Raw genomic sequence first — 17,095 nt, 5'->3', positions numbered from 1 at the left:
GCTCGTGGTGGTCACCCCGAGCAACGTGAACACGGTGGTGGCTGGGGCGAGTTCGCGGGTCGGGGTGCGGGTGGTGCCGGGGCTGCCGCCGAGATGGGCCGACCCCGTGCGGTGCGGGCCGACTCGTGCGGTCGTCCTGTGCGGTCGCCTCGGTCAACCGATCGCCATCACGACCGCCGATGTGTGTCCTTCCGGAGTGTCGTAACGGACGGTGTCACCGGGGCGGTGGCCGAGCAGTGCGCTGCCGAGCGGACTGTCGGCCGTGACCAGCTGTTCGTCCAGGGCGTCGGGCAGCTCGCTGACGTGGAAGGTGTCCGTGGAGCCGTCCGGGAACCGGACGGTCACGGTGCTGCCCACACCGACCTCGTCGGTGCGGGCCGGACCCGCCAGGTCCGCCTGGCGCAACCGCACGGTGATCTGCTCGATGCGGCTGTCCAGGCGTTGGAGCTGGTCGACGCGTTGCAACTCGTCGGCTTCGTCGGCGCGGTCACCCACCTCGTCGTTGTCCTTGTCCCGCAGGGACGCGGCGACGAGTCCGCGTTCCTTGCGCAGGTCGGCAAGCTCCTGTTCGAGCGCGTGACGGGCGTCCGCGCTGATGGGCTCGGGGTCACCAGTCATTCCTGCTCCTGTGCTCCAGGCGAAATATCTTGATGAAAAAACGATAATTGCCGGTTTGTGTGGCGTGCCAGTCGGAGCCTGCCGACGGTGGACGAGCGGTGCCCTGCGGCGGGCAAGCGGTGTCCTGCGGTGGATGAGGCAAATACCCAGAGGTATGGTCACCATGCGCATAGTTCACATTCCACGCATTGCGTGAAATATCTGTGCTGCTGTTCCCCTGTTCCCCTGTTCCGCGTAGCGCCGTCTCCACCCACGTTCGCAGGAGGTTTCCCATGTCGTCGAAGCGACGCAGGAAGAAGAAGGCCCGCCGCAACCACGCCGCGAACCACGGCAAGCGGCCCCAGTCCTGAGCCCGAGGGGTCTCGGCGCCGGCCTTCGCTGTCGGCGCCCTCCCGTTGTGGGGTCCGACCGCTGCTGCACGAGATGGCCGAGGCGCTCACCCGACCGAGTCCTGAGGGAGGACCGATCATGCGTGCGGAAGACGTGGTCAAGCGCTGGACGACCCCCCTGGCGGCCCCCGCCTACCCGGAGGGCCGGTACCGCTTCACCGACCGGGAGTACCTCGACATCACCTACCGGACCGATCCCGGGGCGCTGACTCCGAGCTCCTCGTCGGCCGCGCCCTGCCGGCGCCGCTGCGGGACGCCGTACGCCGGGAGCTGATGTCCGTCCGGCGGATCGAGAGCGTGCTGAAGCTGACGACGCTGGTGCAGGGGCCGGCGGAGATCCTGATCGCAGCGAAGATCGACTTCCGCGACATCTCCACCTCCGACGAGATCGAATGGGCCTGCGAAGAGGCGGAGACCCGCCTGCGCGCCCTGATACCGGCCGTCCGGCGCGTCTATCCGGACCCGACACCGCCCCGCCGCGGCGACTGACGCCGCATCCCGGAGACGAGGCTCGCCGGGACCGGGTGTGCCGGCCGCTGCGGCCTCCCGCCGCTCTCCTGTACCGGTTCCCCTGCACCGCTCTCCCGCGCCCGCGCGCCGGGCAGGGGCCGAGGTGTCGTGACGTCCGGGGACCAGTGCCGGAGACGTCCGTGGACCGGGACGGACCAAAATTTGGTCCACATCGCCGCAATCGTCTCGTATGATCGGTGGATCGCTCATACGAGCGTTTCGATTCCGCTGTCCGGCGACGACGCCGAACGGCGGCGCCCGTGACCACCAGCCCCTGACGATCGCGCCCTCACGACTGAAGGGACTTCCCAGCACCGTGACCCCCATACGCCCCACGCCTCCCGGTCCCCGGTCCTTCGTCGTCATCGGCGAGACCAACCTCGCCCGTCGCGTCTGTGCAACGCTGCGGGAACGTCACGACACGGTCGTCCACCTGGTCGAACCGACCGACGGCGAGCTGCGTGCCGCCCTGCGCGACGGCTCCGACGGCGTCGCGATCCTCCTGCACGACGACGTCGCCGCCCTGCGCTACGCGCTGGCCGTGGCCCATCTCTTCCCGTACGTGCCCATCGTCGCCACGGTCTTCGACCGCACCGTGGCCGACGAACTCAAGCGACTGCTGCCCCAGTGCGATGTCACATCCCCGGCGGATCTCGCCGCTCCCGCGCTGGCCGGCCCCTGTGTCGACCCGCTGAACCTCGCCGTGCAGCGAGCCGGACGGCAGGTGCGAGCCGTCCGCGCCGGGCGTGACGTGCCGTACGCGCAGGAGTGGCAGCAGCACCGGCCGAGGCTGCGGCGCCGGCTGAAGCACGTGGCCGGCCAGCTGCGTCCGCACGACGCGGGCGCCCGCCTGCTGCTGATCGGTCTGTTCGGCATCCTCGCCGTGCTGGTCGGTGACTGGTCCTGGCTCGTCAGCCATGGCCATCCCCCGGCGGAGGCGCTCTTCGACGCCGCGCGCGTCGTCGCCACGGTGGGCCCGGCGACGGCACCCGAGGACGCGAGCGGATACCAGGTCATGTCCAGCGCCGCGATGCTCGCGACCCTCGTCTTCAGCGCCCTGTTCACCGCCGGAGTCATCGAGCGCATGCTCGGCCCCAAGCTGATCGGGCTCATCGGGCCGCGCACCCTGCCCCGCTCCGGGCACGTCATCGTCGTCGGCATGGGGCAGGTCGGCATGCGGCTCTGCGTCGAACTGCGGCGTCTCGGCATCCCCGTCGTCGGCGTGGAGAGGGACCCGCACACCTCGACCGCACGGCTCGCCCGCTCCCTGGGCATCCCCGTGATGACGGGCCACGGCGGCGACCGGGCCGTTCTGGAACAGCTGCGACTCGGACACGCCCGGGCCCTGGCGGCCGTCGGCTCGGACGACCTCGACAACATCGCGGTCGCCATCGCCGCCCACGGTGTGGCACCCGGCACCCGGGTCGTCATCCGGGCCGGCGAGCACGAGGCCATCGCGGAGACCAGGTCCCTCCTGCCCATGGGCACCATCAGGGACGTCACCAGCCTCGCCGCCGCCTATGTGCTGGCCCGGCTGCTGGGGGAGTCCGTCACCGGTGTCGTGGCCCACCGGCACGGCATCTGCGTGCAGACGGACGAGGAGACCTTCGTCCCCTGGCCCCTCACCTCCCGGGAGCGGTGCCCGCACGCCGGCGCCTCCCTGCCCCCGGCACCGCCCGCATCGCAGGCGGAGCACGCCCGGCAGGGATGAACCCCCCACCGTGACAGGGATGATCCTTGCCGTCGTCAGCCGCATGGCGGGGCCTGATCCACCGGCATAGGCTGGCGGCGGGCTCCATATGCCGATATGGACGCGCGCCCGGACGGCGGAAGGGTGAGACCCTTGAGCACCTTGGACGAGCAGCAGGCGGCGGAGGAGCAGCTCGAACCGCAGGTCGGTCCCGCGCCGGGCGGCGAGCCGCACTTCCAGCCCTACCACCACCCCGCCGCGGGCTGGGGCGCCGCCAAGAGCGTGACCAAGTTCCTGATGCACGAGGGCGCCCTGCTGGACGGGCCGCGGGCCATCATGAAGATGAACCACGAGAACGGTGGTTTCGACTGCCCCGGATGCGCGTGGCCCGACGACACCAAGGGTCTGAAGCTCGACATCTGCGAGAACGGCATCAAGCACGTCACCTGGGAGATGACCCGCAAGAGGGCCGGCCGCGAACTCTTCGCCGGCCACACGGTGAGCGAGATGTCCGAGTGGAGCGACTTCAAGCTCGAGGACCAGGGCCGGCTGACCGAGCCGATGGTGTACGACCCGGACACGGACCACTACGTCCCGATCACCTGGCACGACGCGTTCGAGCTCGTGGGGCGGACCCTGCGCGGGCTGGACCACCCGAACCAGGCCGCGTTCTACACCTCCGGCCGGCTCGGCAACGAGGCCACCTTCCTCTACCAGTTGATGGCCCGTGAGCTGGGCACCAACAACCTGCCCGACTGCTCCAACATGTGCCACGAGGCGAGCGGCCGCGCCCTGCAGGCGGCGATCGGCACCGGCAAGGGCACCGTCGACCTCAAGGACTGGGAGGCCACGGACGCGCTGTTCATCCTGGGTGTCAACGTCGCCTCCAACGCCCCCCGTATGCTCACCTCGCTGGCCGAGGCCTACCACCGGGGCGCCCAGGTCGTGCACATCAACCCGTTCGTCGAGGCGGGCGCCACGCGGACGATCATCCCCCACGACTTCCTGGACATGGCGACCTTCCACTCGACCCGGACCAGCACCATGAACCTCCAGGTGCGCGTGGGCGGCGACATGGCGCTGATCCGCGGCATGGCCAAGGCCGTCCTGGAACAGGCGAAGATCGACCCCAGGGCCGTCGACCAGGAGTTCGTCGACCGGTACACCGAGGGCTTCGCGGAGTACCGGGAGCTGTGCGAGGCCACGTCGTGGGACGAGCTGGAACGGCAGTGCGGGCTCAGCCGCTCCGACATCCTCAAGGCGGCCCGGGTGTACACCGACGCCGACCGCAGCATCGTCAGCTGGTGCCTCGGCGTCACCCAGCACGAGCACGGCGTCGACACCGTCCGGGAGATCGTCAACCTCCTCCTGCTGCGCGGCAACCTGGGCCGCGAGGGAGCGGGACCGTCGCCCGTGCGCGGGCACAGCAACGTACAGGGCAACCGCACCTGCGGCATCGACCACCGTCCGACCGAGGAGTTCCTGGACCGCCTCGACAAGGTCTGCAAGATCGACGCACCGCGCGAGCACGGACTGGACACCGTCGGCACCCTCCAGGCGATGAACCGCGGCGACGTGAAGGTGTTCGTCGGCATGGGCGGCAACTTCGCCCGCGCCGTCCCGGACTCCGCGTTCAGCTACGAGGCGATCCGCACGTGCGACCTCACCGTCCAGGTGAGCACCAAGCTGAACCGCAGTCACCTCGTGCACGGCAAGCAGGCACTCATCCTGCCGTGTCTCGGCCGTACCGAGAAGGACCACCAGCGAGCCGGCGTCCAGGCCACCTCGGTCGAGGACTCGATGAGCATGGTGCACCTGTCCGTCGGCATGAAGAAGCCCGCCTCGCGGCATCTGCTGTCGGAGCCCGCCATCGTCGCCGGCATGGCGCGTGCGGCGCTGCCCGCCAGCCAGACCCCGTGGGAGTGGTACATCGAGGACTACGACCGAGTCCGCGACACCATGGCGCACGTCCTCGACGGCTTCGAGGACTTCAACCGCCGGGTGCGGCTGCCACTGGGCTTCCGGATCAAGCAGCCCGCCCGCGAACTGGTCTTCCTCACCCCCTCCGGGCGCGCGGAGTTCTCCAGCGCCCCACTGCCCGACGTCGTACCCGGACCGGGCATGCTGGCCCTGGGCACCATGCGCTCGCACGACCAGTGGAACACCACGATCTACTCGGACAACGACCGCTACCGCGGCATCAAGAACCTGCGCACGCTCGTCTTCATGAACGAGGACGACATGCGCGAACGCGGGATCTCCGAGTTCGACCCGGTCGACATCGTGAGCACGGCCAAGGACGGCACGCACCGCTCCCTCGAGGGCTACCTCGCGGTCCCCTACGACATGCCCCGCGGCTGCGCCGCCGGGTACATGCCCGAGATGAACGTGCTGGTCGCGCTGTGCGACTACAGCACCCAGAGCGACCAGCCGATCATGAAACACGTCAAGGTGACCATCACGCCTGCCGCGTGAGCGGGCGGGCCGTCAGTGGCCCGCCCGCCCGGAACGGTCAGTGGCCCGTCGGGATGTGGCGCACGGAGATGCGCCGGCTGAACACCCAGTACGTCCAGGCCTGGTAGAGCACGACGAGCGGGGCGAAGACGGCCGCGACGATGCTCATCACCTTCAACGTGTACGGCCCGGACGCGGAGTTGGTGACCGTCAGCGACCAGTGAGGGTTGAGCGTCGAAGGCATGACCTCGGGGTACAGCGTCAGGAACAGCATCGCGAACGCCGCCACGACGGTCAGCGCGGAGAACACGAACGCCCAGCCCTCACGGCCGAGTCGATTGCACAGCAGCGCCACGGCGAGCGTCACGAAGGACACGATCATCACGCCCAGGCTCCTGCCGTTGCCGGACTCGGCCTGCGTCCACAGCAGGAAGGCCAGCGCCGGCAGGAGCGCCGCCGTCCCCACCACGGGCACCAGCTTCCGGGCGCGTTCGCGGATCTCACCGTCCGTCTTCAGCGTCGCGAAGATCGCGCCGTGGCAGGTGAACAGCGCCAGCGTCGTGACCCCGCCGAGGATCGCGTAGCCGTTGAACAGATCGCCGGTCGTGCCGATGTACGACTTGTGGCGGTCGATCGCGATGCCCCGGACCATGTTGGCGAAGACCACGCCCCACAGGAACGGGATGATCACCGAGGTCCAGAAGGTGATCTGCTCCCAACCGTGCCGCCAGCGGCGGCTCGACCGCTTGGCCCGGTACTCGAAGGACACGCCCCGGGCGATCAGGCAGAGCACGATGATCAGCAGCGGAATGTAGAAACCGCTGAACAAGGTGGCGTACCAGTCGGGGAAGGCCGCGAAGGTGGCGCCCGCGGCCGTGATCACCCAGACCTCGTTGCCGTCCCAGACCGGGGCGATCGTGTTGATGAGGACCCGGCGTTCGACGTCGTCGCGGGCGAGCACCCGGGTGAGGACACCGACGCCGAAGTCGAAGCCCTCGAGGAAGAAGTAGCCGGTCCACAGGAGGGCGATGAGGATGAACCAGAGGTCGTGCAGGTGCATGGCGGTCCGTCCTCAGTAGGCGAAGGTGAGGGGCTTGTCGGCGTCCTCCTCGGAGAGCCGCAGGGTGGGGTCCTTGGCCGGCGGCCGCTCGTCGACGTCGGGGCCCGGCCTGGCGTACTTGACCATGAGACCCCCTTCGACCACGGCGAGAATCGCGTAGAGCACGCTGAGCGCGACCAGCGAGACGACCTGCTCGGCCACACTCACGTCGGGGGAGACGCCGTCCGCGGTTGTCATCAGGCGGAAGACGACCCAGGGCTGACGGCCCATCTCGGTGAAGATCCAGCCGAAACTGTTTCCCAGCAACGGGAATCCCAGGGTGAGGGCCGCGATACGCCAGCTCCACCTGGTGAAGAACGTGTTCATGGCCGTCCTGTTCGTGACCATCAGATGCGGCGGCTCGTCCTCACCCGTGCGGAACGAGTGATCCAGCCAGAACCTCTTCCGGGTGAGCCACAGGCCCGCCAGACCGATGGCGAAGCTCGTCATCCCGAAGAAGATCATGAGTCGGAAACCCCAGTAGGTCATGAAGATGTCGGGGATGTAGTCGTCCCGGGTGCCGCCGAACGCACGCACCTCTTCCTCGGCCCGGTCGTTGATGCCGGGCACGGGGGAGTGGAAGTCGCTCTTGGCGAGGAAGGAGAGCGCCGCGGGGATTTCCAGCTCCACGTCGTTGCGGCCCTTGTTGACGTCGCCGACGGAGAAGATCGAGAAGGGGGCGGGGGCCTGGGTGTCCCACAGGGCCTCGGCGGCGGCCATCTTCATCGGCTGCTGCTCGAACATGACCTTGGCGAGCCGGTCCCCGCTCAGCGCGGTGAGGACACCGGCGGCGACCGCGACGACCAGAGCGCACCGCAGCGAGCAGCGCATCGCGGCGATCCGTCGCCGGTCGGTCTCCTTGCCGTACTTGGCCCGCCACAGGTGGTAGGCGGAGATGCCCATCACGAACGCGGCGCCGGTGATGAAGGCCGCCGTCAGGGTGTGGAAGACCTGCACCAGGGTGGTGTTCTGGAACAGCACGCGCCAGACGTCGGTGAGCCGGGCCTTGCCGGTCAGGGGGTCGATCCGGTAGCCGACGGGATGCTGCATGAAGGAGTTGCCGGCCAGGATGAAGAACGCGGACAGAGCGCTGCCGACGGTGACGATCCAGATGGTCGCGAGATGCAGTTTCTTCGGGATTCTGGTCCAGCCGAAGATCCACACTCCGATGAACACGGACTCGAAGAAGAAGGCGATGAGCGCCTCCATCGCCAGCGGCGCGCCGAAGACGTCGCCGACGAAGCGGGAGTAGCTGGACCAGTTCATGCCGAACTGGAACTCCTGCAGGATTCCCGTGACGACGCCCATGGCGATATTGATGAGCAGGAGCTTGCCCCAGAACTTGGTGGCGTGGAAGTACTTCTCCTTGCCGGTGCGCACCCAGGCCGTCTCCAGACCGGCGACGATCCCTCCGAGGCCGATGGTGAGCGGGACGAAGAGAAAGTGGTAGACGGTGGTCACGCCGAACTGCCAGCGGGCGACGGTCTCGTGAGCGATGGCCAGCTCCACTACGTCCTTCTCTCGCTCGGTCCCGGGCGCAATCGGCAGAGGGCGCAATCGGTGAAAAACGTATCCCCGGTGCGGGGGAGCGGCGACTCGGGCGGATCGTTCCGGGGAACGCGGGCGCATCGATATGGCGCAAGGGACCGTCAGGAATGGGCATCGGCCGTTCTCCGGCGAGCACCGCGTCCCCCGGGCAGTGGGCGGCGCGGACGTCGCGGTCGGCGCCGGTTTGGAAGGCCGGCCGGTTCAGCGGCAGACTCGGGGCCATGAGATCCACGGACGCGGACGGGGACAGCCGTCGTACAGGCCTGCCGCCGTCCGGCACGGCGTCATGACGTCCGCGGTCGTCGTGGGCGGTGGGCCGAACGGGCTCGCCGCCGCGGCCCTGCTCGCCAAGGCAGGGCTGCGGGTCACGCTGCTGGAGGCCGCGCAGGAGGTCGGCGGCGGCGCCCGCAGCTACGAGGCCATCCTCCCCGGACTGCTGCACGACCACTGCTCGGCCATCCACCCCATGGCCGTCACCTCACCGGCGCTGCGCGCCCTGGACCTGGAACGTCACGGGCTGCGCTGGAGGTTGCCCGACATCGACTGCGTGCATCCGCTCGACGACGGCAGCTCCGGGGTACTGCTGCGCTCGGTCGAGGAGACCGCCCGCGGGCTCGGCGCCGACGGCAACCGCTATCGCACGCTGCTCGAACCGTCGGTGCGGCACTGGGACGCCCTCGCGCACGACGTCATGGGCCCCCTGCTGCGCATCCCCAGGCACCCGCTGCTGCTCGCCCGCTTCGGCCTGCCGACCACCCTGCCCGCCACCGCCCTGGCCCGCCTCTTCACCACCCCGCAGGCCCAAGCACTCTGGGCGGGCGTCGCGGCCCACGCGTACCGGCCCCTGAACCGTCCGCTCACCTCGGCGATCGGGCTCGGCATCCTCACCGCGGGCCACGCCGCCGGATGGGCCGTCGCCGAAGGGGGCTCCGGATCCATCGCCCGCAGCATGGAGAAGGTCCTGCGCGAGCACGGCGGCACGATCGAGACCGGGGTCCGCATCACCGACCACCGGCAGATCCCGTCCGCCGACGTGACCCTGCTCGACCTCGACCCCGGCCAGGTCGCCGCCGTATACGGCGACCGGCTGCCCGGCCGTGTCCGCAGCGCGTACCGGCGTTTCCGGCGCGGCCCCGGCGCCTTCAAGATCGACCTGGCGGTCGAGGGCGGCATTCCGTGGACCGACGAGCACGCGCGCCGCGCCGGCACCGTGCACCTCGGCGGCCCGCTCGCCGAGGTCGCAGGGGCGGAGCGGGACGTCGCGGCCGGGCGCATGCCCGAGCACCCGTTCGTCCTGGTCGGCCAGCAGTATCTGGCCGACCCCGCACGGTCGGTCGGCACCGTGCACCCCGTCTGGGCCTACGCCCACGTCCCCTACGGCTACGACGGGGACGCCACACCGGCGATCCTGCGTCAGCTGGAGCGCTTCGCCCCCGGCGTCCGCGAACGGATCGTGGGCCGGAACGTCACCAGCCCCGCCGACTTCGCGGCCGCCAACCCCAACTTCGCCGGAGGCGACATCCTCACCGGAGCCAAGACCGTCCCCCAGCTCCTCCTCGGCGCCCGCCCCGCACTGCGGCCCTACTCCACGGGCATGCCCGGGGTGTTCCTGTGCTCGGCGGCCACCCCGCCCGGCCCCGGCGCCCACGGCATGTGCGGCGCCGAAGCCGCCGCCGCGGCCCTGCGCCACCTCGGCATCCGCACCGGCTGACACCCCTGCGACAGGGGCGGCCCCCCCGTGTGACGGCCGCCCCCGGTGTCGTGCCGGCGGTCGTGTCAGTGGCCGGCGAGGAGGTCGAGCGTGTCGATCACGCGGTTGGAGAAGCCCCACTCGTTGTCGTACCAGGCGACGACCTTGATGTGGCGGCCCTCCACGCGGGTGAGCGCCGAGTCGAAGATCGACGAGGCCGGGTTGCCCGTGATGTCGGCCGACACCAGCGGGTCCTCGGAGTACTCGAGGACGCCGGCGAGGGGTCCCTCCGCCGCGGCGCGGTAGGCCGCCAGCACGTCCTCGCGGGTCACGTCGCGGGAGACCGTGGTGTTGAGTTCGACGATCGAGCCCACCGGAACCGGCACGCGGATCGAGTCGCCCGACATCTTGCCGTCCAGGTTCGGGAGCACCAGACCGATCGCCTTTGCGGCGCCCGTCGTGGTCGGCACGATGTTGACGGCGGCGGCACGGGCGCGTCGGGCGTCACGGTGCGGGCCGTCCTGCAGGTTCTGCTCCTGCGTGTAGGCGTGCACCGTCGTCATGAACCCGTGCTCGATGCCGGCCAGGTCGTCCAGCACGGAGGCGAGCGGCGCCAGCGCGTTGGTCGTGCACGAGGCGTTCGAGACGATCGTGTGGACCTCGGGGTCGTACGCGTCGGTGTTGACGCCGTACGCGAGCGTGACGTCGGCACCGTCCGACGGGGCGCTGACCAGCACCTTCCGCGCGCCCGCGGTGAGATGGGCGCGGGCGGCCGCGGCCGACGTGAAGCGGCCGGTCGCCTCCAGCACGATGTCGACACCCAGCTCGGCCCACGGCAGCTGCGCCGGCTCGCGCTCGGCCAGCACCTTGATACGGCGCCCGTCGACGACCAGCGTGTCGCCGTCGACGCTCACCGGCCGGCCCAGCCGCCCGGCCGTCGTGTCGAAGGCGAGCAGCCGCGCCAGGGTCGCCGGCTCCGTGAGGTCGTTGACGGCGACGATCTCCAACTTGCTGTCACGCTCCAGCAGAGCGCGCAGCACGTTGCGTCCGATGCGGCCGAAACCGTTGATGGCGATACGAGTCATGAGAGGTGTCCCTTCGGTTCTCCACCAGGTTCGCGGGTCGCGCCCGGCCGGGGCAGTGGCGTGAGCGCCATGGTTCGAAAGGATCGCGCCATGCGCCATGCGCCGTGCGGCACGCGGCGAAGGGTGGCGTGGCCTGGGCGGATGTGCCGCGGAGCCCAGTCGGCAGGGCTACGGGTCCAGTTGGCCGGGTCACGTCCCCTGTGTGAAGGTGCGCCGGTACTCGCTCGGGGTGGTGCCCAGGATGCGCTGGAAGTGCAGCCGAAGATTCGCGCCGGTGCCGAGGCCGACATCCGCGGCGATCTGCTCGACGCCGCGCTCGGACCGTTCGAGCAGTTCGCGCGCCAGGTCGATCCGGGCGCGCATCACCCACTGCATCGGTGTGTACCCGGTGTCCTCGGTGAACCGCCGGGAGAACGTGCGCGGGGACACCGCCGCGTGCCGGGCGAGCGCCTCCAGGGTGAGGGGCCCGCCGAGCCGGTGCAGCGCCCACTCGCGGGTGGCGGCGAACCGTTCGCCGAGCGGCTCGGGGAGACTGCGCGGCACGTACTGCGCCTGACCGCCGCTGCGGTACGGCGCCGCGACCAGCCGCCGGGCCGCGTGGTTCGACGCGGCCACCCCGAGGTCACGGCGCAGAATGTGCAGGCACAGGTCGATGCCGGAGGCCGCGCCGGCCGACGTCAGCACACTGCCCTCGTCGACGAACAGCACGTTCTCGTCGACCTGGATCAGCGGATGCTTCGCCGCCAGGGCCCGTGCGTAGTGCCAGTGCGTCGTGGCGCGCCGGCCGTCGAGCAGGCCCGTGGCGGCCAGCGCGAAGGCGCCGGTGGAGATGGCGGCGAGCCGCGCACCCCTCTCGTGGGCGGCGAGCAGCGCGTCGACCACGGTGCGCGGCGGGTCCTCGCGGTCCGGGAACCGGTAGCCCGGGATGAAGACGATGTCGGCCCACTCCAGCGCGCGGAGGTCGTGCGAGACGTGGTACGACAACCCGTCCCCGCCGGTCACCAGCCCGGTCTCCGCGCCGCACACCCGTACCTCGTACGGCATGCTCGCGCGCGTCGTGAACACCTGTGCCGGAATCCCCACATCGAGCGGTTTCGCCCCTTCGAGGACGAGGACGGCGGCGCGACGGAGACGGGAGGCTGACACGAGGAGCAGGGTACGGGGGGAGGGGGCGCGGGGTGCGTGCGAGGCCCGCTCCAAGAGCGGCCGAAGCCCCTGCGGTTCGCCTTCGGTACCCCCGTTGTGCTGCTGTTTCTCCCGCACGGCCCACCCGTGTCAGGTGTGCAGGTCCTCTATCGGCGCTCCTGCTCCTCGAGGGCGGCGGCCGGGGTCCTGCTCACGTGCCACCCGTCGGCCCGGGGCACGAACACGTCGGCAGGCCAGCCGGCCGTCTCCACGGCGGCCTGGTACACCGCGTCGCCGAACTTCACGATGGCCTGATGCGGGTCCGGCAGCCGCCTCAGCGAGTCCCAGGGCAGCAGCATCAGACCGGCCTCCGGGTACCAGTCCGCACCCTCCACGCCGTACGACCGGCCCTCCAGGCCGTCCGGCTGGGGCCAGATGTACGCGTACATGCCGATCGGCGGCACGGGGGCGTTGTTCATCTTGGTGTTGTCGAAGGAGAACCCCACCGAGACGTACGCGTTGAGCTGGGCGTTCTGCTGGAACGGCGGGCCGTTCGGCGGCGGGGCGGTGTGCAGTGCCCGGTGGCGGGTGGCCGACAGGTCGAACCCGCCCCACATCACCCCGACCCGGGGGCGATGCCCGAGGAAGGGTGCCTGCCACGCCTCGAGCCCGTGGGCGGCGCGGCTCATCGCCTCCCACATCAGCCGGGCCGCCGGACCGTCCCAGGTGCGGACGGCCCGGTCGTCCTCGAAGGTCGCCGGGGCGCCCGGGATCTCGCAGATCAGCGAGGTGCGCGGGCGCCGGATGCCGAGTTCGGACACCGCCGCGCAGAACGCCGAGAAGAACGAGGCGACCGACTGCCCGGACAGCGGCAGCGTCCGCGTCCCGCCGTCGGTCTCGATGACGACATCGGCGTCGAGCAGGCGGTAGTGCACCCGGAAGGCCACACCCCGCTGCCGGAACGTCGGCGTGCTCAGCCCCCGGGGCGTCACCTCCAGGACGATGTTTCCCCACCCCGCCTCGAAGGGCGCGTCGAGGCTGTACTTGCCCGCGACCTGTACCACGCGGTTCACGTAGTCGACCATGGGAGCCAGGTCCTCGTGGACCAGTACCGGCCACACGTCCAGACGTTCGCTCACGGAAAGCCTCCCAGCGTTTCGAGGGGATCGGCCACAGGGGGGACGAGCAGGAGGCCCGCGCCTGCTCCCGGGAGCCGGGCGGCGACGGGTCGGTCTCGGCCGCCTACGTGCGGCCGCCCCCTCATTCTCGCACCGGGGCCGGTGGGAGGGCATGTTCTGCCGGATCGCGGCGCCCGTGGAACGATGGTGCGAAGGCACTCGAAACGGTGCCGGGACCTGTTGAGAATCCGCATCAGGGGCTGGGGCGTGTCCCGCGGAGCGGTGCGACGGCCAGTGCCGCGGGGAACCCGCCGACGCGAACTCCCCATGGCCAGAAGGAGCTCGGCATGGCGGCGCCCGAAACCACCGGCACGGACGGCCCCGGAGAGTCCGGGATGCAGTTCGGCATCTTCACCGTCGGTGACGTCACCCCGCATCCCACCACAGGGCGTACACCCACCGAGACGGAGCGTATCCGGGCCACCGTGGCCATCGCACGCAAGGCCGAGGAGGTCGGCCTGGACGTCTTCGCCACCGGCGAGCACCACAACCCGCCCTTCGTGCCGTCCTCGCCGACCACCCTGCTCGCCTACATCGCCGCGCAGACCCGGCGGATCATCCTGTCGACCTCGACGACCCTGATCACCACCAACGACCCGGTCAAGATCGCCGAGGACTTCAGCGTGCTGCAGCACCTGTCCGGCGGCCGTACGGACGTCATGCTGGGACGCGGGAACACCGGCCCCGTCTATCCCTGGTTCGGGCAGGACATCCGCGAGGCGATCCCGCTGACCGTCGAGCACTACGGGCTGCTGCGCCGCCTGTGGCGCGAGGAGACGGTGGACTGGGAAGGCAAGTTCCGTTCCGCGCTGCAGGGTTTCACGCTCGCGCCGCGCCCCCTGGACGACGTCGCGCCCTTCGTGTGGCACGCCTCCATCCGCACACCCGAAGTCGCCGAGCTGGCCGCCTACTTCGGGGACGGGTTCTTCGCCAACCACATCTTCTGGCCCTCCAGCCACACAGAGCAGATGGTGCAGCTGTACCGTCGGAGGTTCGCGCACTACGGCCACGGCACGCCGGAACAGGCCGTCGTGGGCCTGGGCGGACAGGCGTTCATACGGCCCAACAGCCAGGACGCGGTCGACGAGTTCCGCCCCTACTTCGACAACGCCCCGGTCTACGGACACGGACCCTCGCTGGAGGAGTTCACCGAGATGACACCGCTGACCGTCGGATCACCGGCCCAGGTCATCGAGAAGACACTGAACTTCCGCGCCTACGTCGGCGACTACCAGCGCCAGCTGTTCCTGATGGACCACGCCGGCCTCCCGGTCAAGACGGTGCTGGAACAACTCGACCTGCTCGGCGAGGAGGTCGTACCGGTGCTCCGCAAGGAGTTCGCCGTCGGCAGGCCGGCCGACGTCCCGGCGGCACCGACCCACCAGTCACTTCTGCGCGCCCGCACGGAGCACGCGAAAGCGGAGTCCGCGGGCGAGGACGAAGAGAATCCGGGAGAACGATGAAACTCACGATCATCACCGGCGGCCTGCGCGAGCCGTCCTCGACACGCCTCCTCGCCGACCGGCTGGCGGCGGCCGTGACCCGGGAACTCGAGCAACTCGGCGAGCCCGTCGACCCGTCGTTCGTGGAACTGCGTCCGCTCGCCCACCCCATCATGGACACGATGCTGACCGGATTCACCGGGGAGGCACTGGAGGCAGCCTTCGAGGAGGTCGCGAACGCGGACGGCGTCATCGCCGTCACCCCCGCCTTCAATGCCTCCTTCAGCGGACTGTTCAAGTCGTTCTTCGACGTCCTGCCGGAACAGACCCTCGCCGACATGCCCGTTCTCATCGGCGCGACCGGCGGGACCGAACGGCACTCCCTGGTCCTGGAACACGCGCTGCGGCCGATGTTCTCCTACCTGCACGCGATCGTCTCCCCACGGCCCGTCTACGCCGCCACCGGCGACTTCGGCAGTCAGACAGGGTCGGCCCTCGCGGACCGCGTCAACTCCGCCGCCTCCGACTTCGCCCGGCTGCTGCGGGCGTGCGGGCCGCGTACCCGACGTGAGGTGGCCGACGAGGACCTGGCCGCCATGCAACGGCTGCTCAGCGACACCTAGAGGTGTCGTCCGGGTCAGGCCGGTCGGCCGCCCGGGTGAGCAGCAGGATCGCGTCGACCAGATCCTCCGTCGGGCTGCCGGTGGCCAGGTGCCGGAGCTGGAGACCCATCACCAGCGCGACCGTGGTGGCCGCCATTCGCTCCGCGTCCGGGACGCCGAGGGCCGTCAGGATCTGGGCGGCGAGCCGGTCGTAGGCCGTGAACGCCTCCGCGGCCGCCTCGCGCAGCCGCTCGTCGCGCCCGGCGTGGAGGTACAGCTCGAACGGCGCGAGATGGGCACTGTCGAGCACCCCGCCGCAGGCCACCTGACCCGCCAGCCGGGCCGCGTCCTCGACGTCGATGCCCTCGGTCTGGCACTGGTCGGCCAGCTCCGTGAAGTGGCGTGCCTCCTCGCGCACGAAGTGCAGCAGGCTCTCGCGCAGCAACTCGTGCTGGGTCTCGAAGTGGTAGGTCACCGAGCCGAGGGAGACTCCCGCCACCTTGGCGATCCGACGGTTGGTGAGCGCCGCGAGCCCGTCCTCGCCGATGATCTGGAGGACGGCCGTGATGATGCGACGGCGCGTCGGGACGGGGGCGGACGGGGCGTCGTTCTGCATGGTCCGCATTGTTCCATCAGCGCTGGTCCGGCTCGGACCTGGGCAGATGGGGCAGATGGGCAAGTGGCCGACCGGCCGGGTTCCAGGAGTGCCTGATGAGCCATCAGTACGCCTGATGGGCCATCAGACAGGTTTCCCCGTCCCGGTTCTGTCGCCCGCTCGTGGTGGACAGGGGCATCCGCCCTCCCTATTGTTCGTTCGAACGAACAGACCTGGAGGATGTGTCGTGCGTATCGATGGGGCAACCGTTCTGCTCACAGGGGTCACCGGCGGGATCGGTGGCGCGCTCGCGGCGGGACTGGCCGCTCGGGGTGCCGAGCTCATCCTCACGGGCCGGCGGCGCGACGCGCTGCAACCCGTCGCCGAACGCTACGGCGCCCGCACGATCCTGGCCGACCTCGCCGACGCCGACGACGTGCGGCGCCTCGCCGAAGAGGCCGCCGGTACGGACATCCTCGTCGCCAACGCGGCCCTGCCCTCCAGTGGCGACGTGCTCGACTACACGCCGGAGCAGATCGACCGTGCCCTCGCCGTGAACCTGCGCGCCCCCGCGATGCTCGCGCGCCTGCTCGCCCCGGAGATGGTGGCGGCCGGGCGCGGGCACCTCTGTTTCGTCGGGTCGCTGTCGGGGATGGCGGCCACCAAGTCGTCGTCCATGTACACCGCGACGAAGTTCGGGCTGCGCGGCTTCTCGCTCGCCTTCCGCCAGGACCTGTACGGCACGGGCGTGGGCGTCTCGATCGTCCAGCCCGGCTTCGTACGCGAGTTGGGCATGTTCGCGGACACGGGCGCCTCGACGCCCGGCGGAGTGCGCACGGTGTCGCCGGACCAGGTCGTCAAGGGCGTGGCGCGCGCCATCGAGCGTGATGTCGCCGAGATCAACGTGGCCCCGCTCGAACTCCGGTTCCTCACCAGGATCGCCTCGCAGTTCCCGGGGTTCGCGGAGCGGGTGCAGCGGCGGTCCGGGGCGGAGCGGACCGTGAACGAGATCGTGGCGGCGCAGCGCGGGAGCCGCTGAACGGGGCGACCGCCCCGACCTCGTGTACGTG

At 70.4% G+C, this 17,095-nt stretch carries 14 protein-coding genes and 1 pseudogene; 8 read left to right on the top strand and 7 right to left on the bottom strand.

Going from position 1 to position 17,095, the window contains the following annotated elements:
- Positions 1–153: 153 nt before the first annotated feature.
- Positions 154–618, bottom strand: a complete 465-nt coding sequence (locus tag ACWD5D_RS40160; RefSeq protein WP_451377700.1) for a GreA/GreB family elongation factor — start codon at positions 616–618, stop codon at positions 154–156.
- A gap of 468 nt (positions 619–1,086) precedes the next feature.
- On the opposite strand from ACWD5D_RS40160, the gene ACWD5D_RS40155 reads away from it, so the two are divergent.
- The 4 genes and pseudogenes from ACWD5D_RS40155 (at position 1,087) to ACWD5D_RS40140 (ending at position 5,682) form a co-directional block, all read left to right on the top strand.
- Complete coding sequence (locus ACWD5D_RS40155; protein ID WP_451377699.1) at positions 1,087–1,281, top strand: hypothetical protein; 195 nt, start codon at positions 1,087–1,089, stop codon at positions 1,279–1,281.
- Positions 1,215–1,496: pseudogene (locus ACWD5D_RS40150) on the top strand (cation transporter); the annotation flags it as partial. The gene ACWD5D_RS40155 and the pseudogene ACWD5D_RS40150, both read left to right, overlap by 67 nt.
- A gap of 337 nt (positions 1,497–1,833) precedes the next feature.
- Entirely contained in the window at positions 1,834–3,228 is a 1,395-nt protein-coding gene (locus tag ACWD5D_RS40145) for a potassium channel family protein (protein WP_451377698.1), read from the top strand.
- Between the two features lie 132 nt (positions 3,229–3,360).
- Positions 3,361–5,682, top strand: coding sequence for an FdhF/YdeP family oxidoreductase (locus ACWD5D_RS40140; RefSeq protein ID WP_451377697.1), 2,322 nt, complete (start codon positions 3,361–3,363; stop codon positions 5,680–5,682).
- Positions 5,683–5,719: 37 nt separating this feature from the next.
- On the opposite strand, the gene cydB is transcribed toward ACWD5D_RS40140, so the two are convergent.
- Together cydB and ACWD5D_RS40130 are read right to left on the bottom strand one after the other, a co-directional pair.
- The gene (cydB, locus tag ACWD5D_RS40135; RefSeq protein ID WP_451377696.1) at positions 5,720–6,721 is read right to left on the bottom strand and encodes a cytochrome d ubiquinol oxidase subunit II; all 1,002 of its coding nucleotides are present in this window, start codon (positions 6,719–6,721) and stop codon (positions 5,720–5,722) included.
- 12 nt (positions 6,722–6,733) lie between these two features.
- A complete protein-coding gene (locus tag ACWD5D_RS40130) occupies positions 6,734–8,269 on the bottom strand; it encodes a cytochrome ubiquinol oxidase subunit I (RefSeq protein WP_451377695.1) in 1,536 nt (511 codons plus the stop codon).
- A 325-nt stretch (positions 8,270–8,594) separates the two neighbouring features.
- Here ACWD5D_RS40130 and ACWD5D_RS40125 point away from each other — a divergent pair, with 325 nt between their 5' ends.
- Entirely contained in the window at positions 8,595–10,019 is a 1,425-nt protein-coding gene (locus ACWD5D_RS40125; protein ID WP_451377694.1) for a phytoene desaturase family protein, read from the top strand.
- A 65-nt stretch (positions 10,020–10,084) separates the two neighbouring features.
- Here ACWD5D_RS40125 and gap read toward each other — a convergent pair whose 3' ends face one another.
- The 3 genes from gap to ACWD5D_RS40110 all read right to left on the bottom strand — a co-directional run bounded on the left by gap (position 10,085) and on the right by ACWD5D_RS40110 (position 13,347).
- A complete protein-coding gene (gene gap, locus ACWD5D_RS40120) occupies positions 10,085–11,083 on the bottom strand; it encodes a type I glyceraldehyde-3-phosphate dehydrogenase (protein ID WP_451377693.1) in 999 nt (332 codons plus the stop codon).
- A gap of 189 nt (positions 11,084–11,272) precedes the next feature.
- The gene (locus tag ACWD5D_RS40115) at positions 11,273–12,229 is read right to left on the bottom strand and encodes a GlxA family transcriptional regulator (RefSeq protein WP_451377692.1); all 957 of its coding nucleotides are present in this window, start codon (positions 12,227–12,229) and stop codon (positions 11,273–11,275) included.
- Positions 12,230–12,375: 146 nt separating this feature from the next.
- Positions 12,376–13,347 (bottom strand): DUF5996 family protein, encoded by a 972-nt coding sequence (locus ACWD5D_RS40110; protein WP_451377691.1) that lies wholly within the window; start codon positions 13,345–13,347, stop codon positions 12,376–12,378.
- A gap of 374 nt (positions 13,348–13,721) precedes the next feature.
- Here ACWD5D_RS40110 and ACWD5D_RS40105 point away from each other — a divergent pair, with 374 nt between their 5' ends.
- Together ACWD5D_RS40105 and ACWD5D_RS40100 are read left to right on the top strand one after the other, a co-directional pair.
- Positions 13,722–14,849: a CE1758 family FMN-dependent luciferase-like monooxygenase gene (locus ACWD5D_RS40105; RefSeq protein WP_451377702.1), complete on the top strand. Its 1,128-nt coding sequence runs from the start codon at positions 13,722–13,724 to the stop codon at positions 14,847–14,849.
- Positions 14,846–15,451, top strand: a complete 606-nt coding sequence (locus ACWD5D_RS40100) for an FMN reductase (protein ID WP_451377690.1) — start codon at positions 14,846–14,848, stop codon at positions 15,449–15,451. The genes ACWD5D_RS40105 and ACWD5D_RS40100 overlap by 4 nt, the downstream gene beginning before the upstream one ends.
- Here the strand turns inward: ACWD5D_RS40100 and ACWD5D_RS40095 are convergent.
- The gene (locus tag ACWD5D_RS40095) at positions 15,438–16,046 is read right to left on the bottom strand and encodes a TetR/AcrR family transcriptional regulator (RefSeq protein WP_451377689.1); all 609 of its coding nucleotides are present in this window, start codon (positions 16,044–16,046) and stop codon (positions 15,438–15,440) included. The two genes, ACWD5D_RS40100 and ACWD5D_RS40095, sit on opposite strands and share 14 nt — an antisense overlap.
- 226 nt (positions 16,047–16,272) lie before the next feature.
- On the opposite strand from ACWD5D_RS40095, the gene ACWD5D_RS40090 reads away from it, so the two are divergent.
- Positions 16,273–17,064 carry an SDR family NAD(P)-dependent oxidoreductase gene (locus ACWD5D_RS40090; protein WP_451377688.1) on the top strand — a complete coding sequence of 264 codons (792 nt, stop codon included), beginning with the start codon at positions 16,273–16,275 and terminating at the stop codon, positions 17,062–17,064.
- The last annotated feature ends 31 nt before the right edge of the window (positions 17,065–17,095 follow it).

The organism is Streptomyces sp. NPDC002520, assembly GCF_053595235.1.
The sequence above is the reverse complement of the archived record's forward strand: the minus strand, read 5'-3'. Positions and strand labels throughout refer to the sequence as shown.

Coding starts and splice junctions, on each gene's coding strand:
- ACWD5D_RS40160 (WP_451377700.1), bottom strand. CDS start 618: ATGACTGGTGACCCCGAGCCCATCAGCGCGGACGCCCGTCACGCGCTC.
- ACWD5D_RS40155 (WP_451377699.1), top strand. CDS start 1,087: ATGCGTGCGGAAGACGTGGTCAAGCGCTGGACGACCCCCCTGGCGGCC.
- cydB (WP_451377696.1), bottom strand. CDS start 6,721: ATGCACCTGCACGACCTCTGGTTCATCCTCATCGCCCTCCTGTGGACC.
- ACWD5D_RS40125 (WP_451377694.1), top strand. CDS start 8,595: ATGACGTCCGCGGTCGTCGTGGGCGGTGGGCCGAACGGGCTCGCCGCC.
- gap (WP_451377693.1), bottom strand. CDS start 11,083: ATGACTCGTATCGCCATCAACGGTTTCGGCCGCATCGGACGCAACGTG.
- ACWD5D_RS40105 (WP_451377702.1), top strand. CDS start 13,722: ATGCAGTTCGGCATCTTCACCGTCGGTGACGTCACCCCGCATCCCACC.
- ACWD5D_RS40100 (WP_451377690.1), top strand. CDS start 14,846: ATGAAACTCACGATCATCACCGGCGGCCTGCGCGAGCCGTCCTCGACA.
- ACWD5D_RS40095 (WP_451377689.1), bottom strand. CDS start 16,046: ATGCAGAACGACGCCCCGTCCGCCCCCGTCCCGACGCGCCGTCGCATC.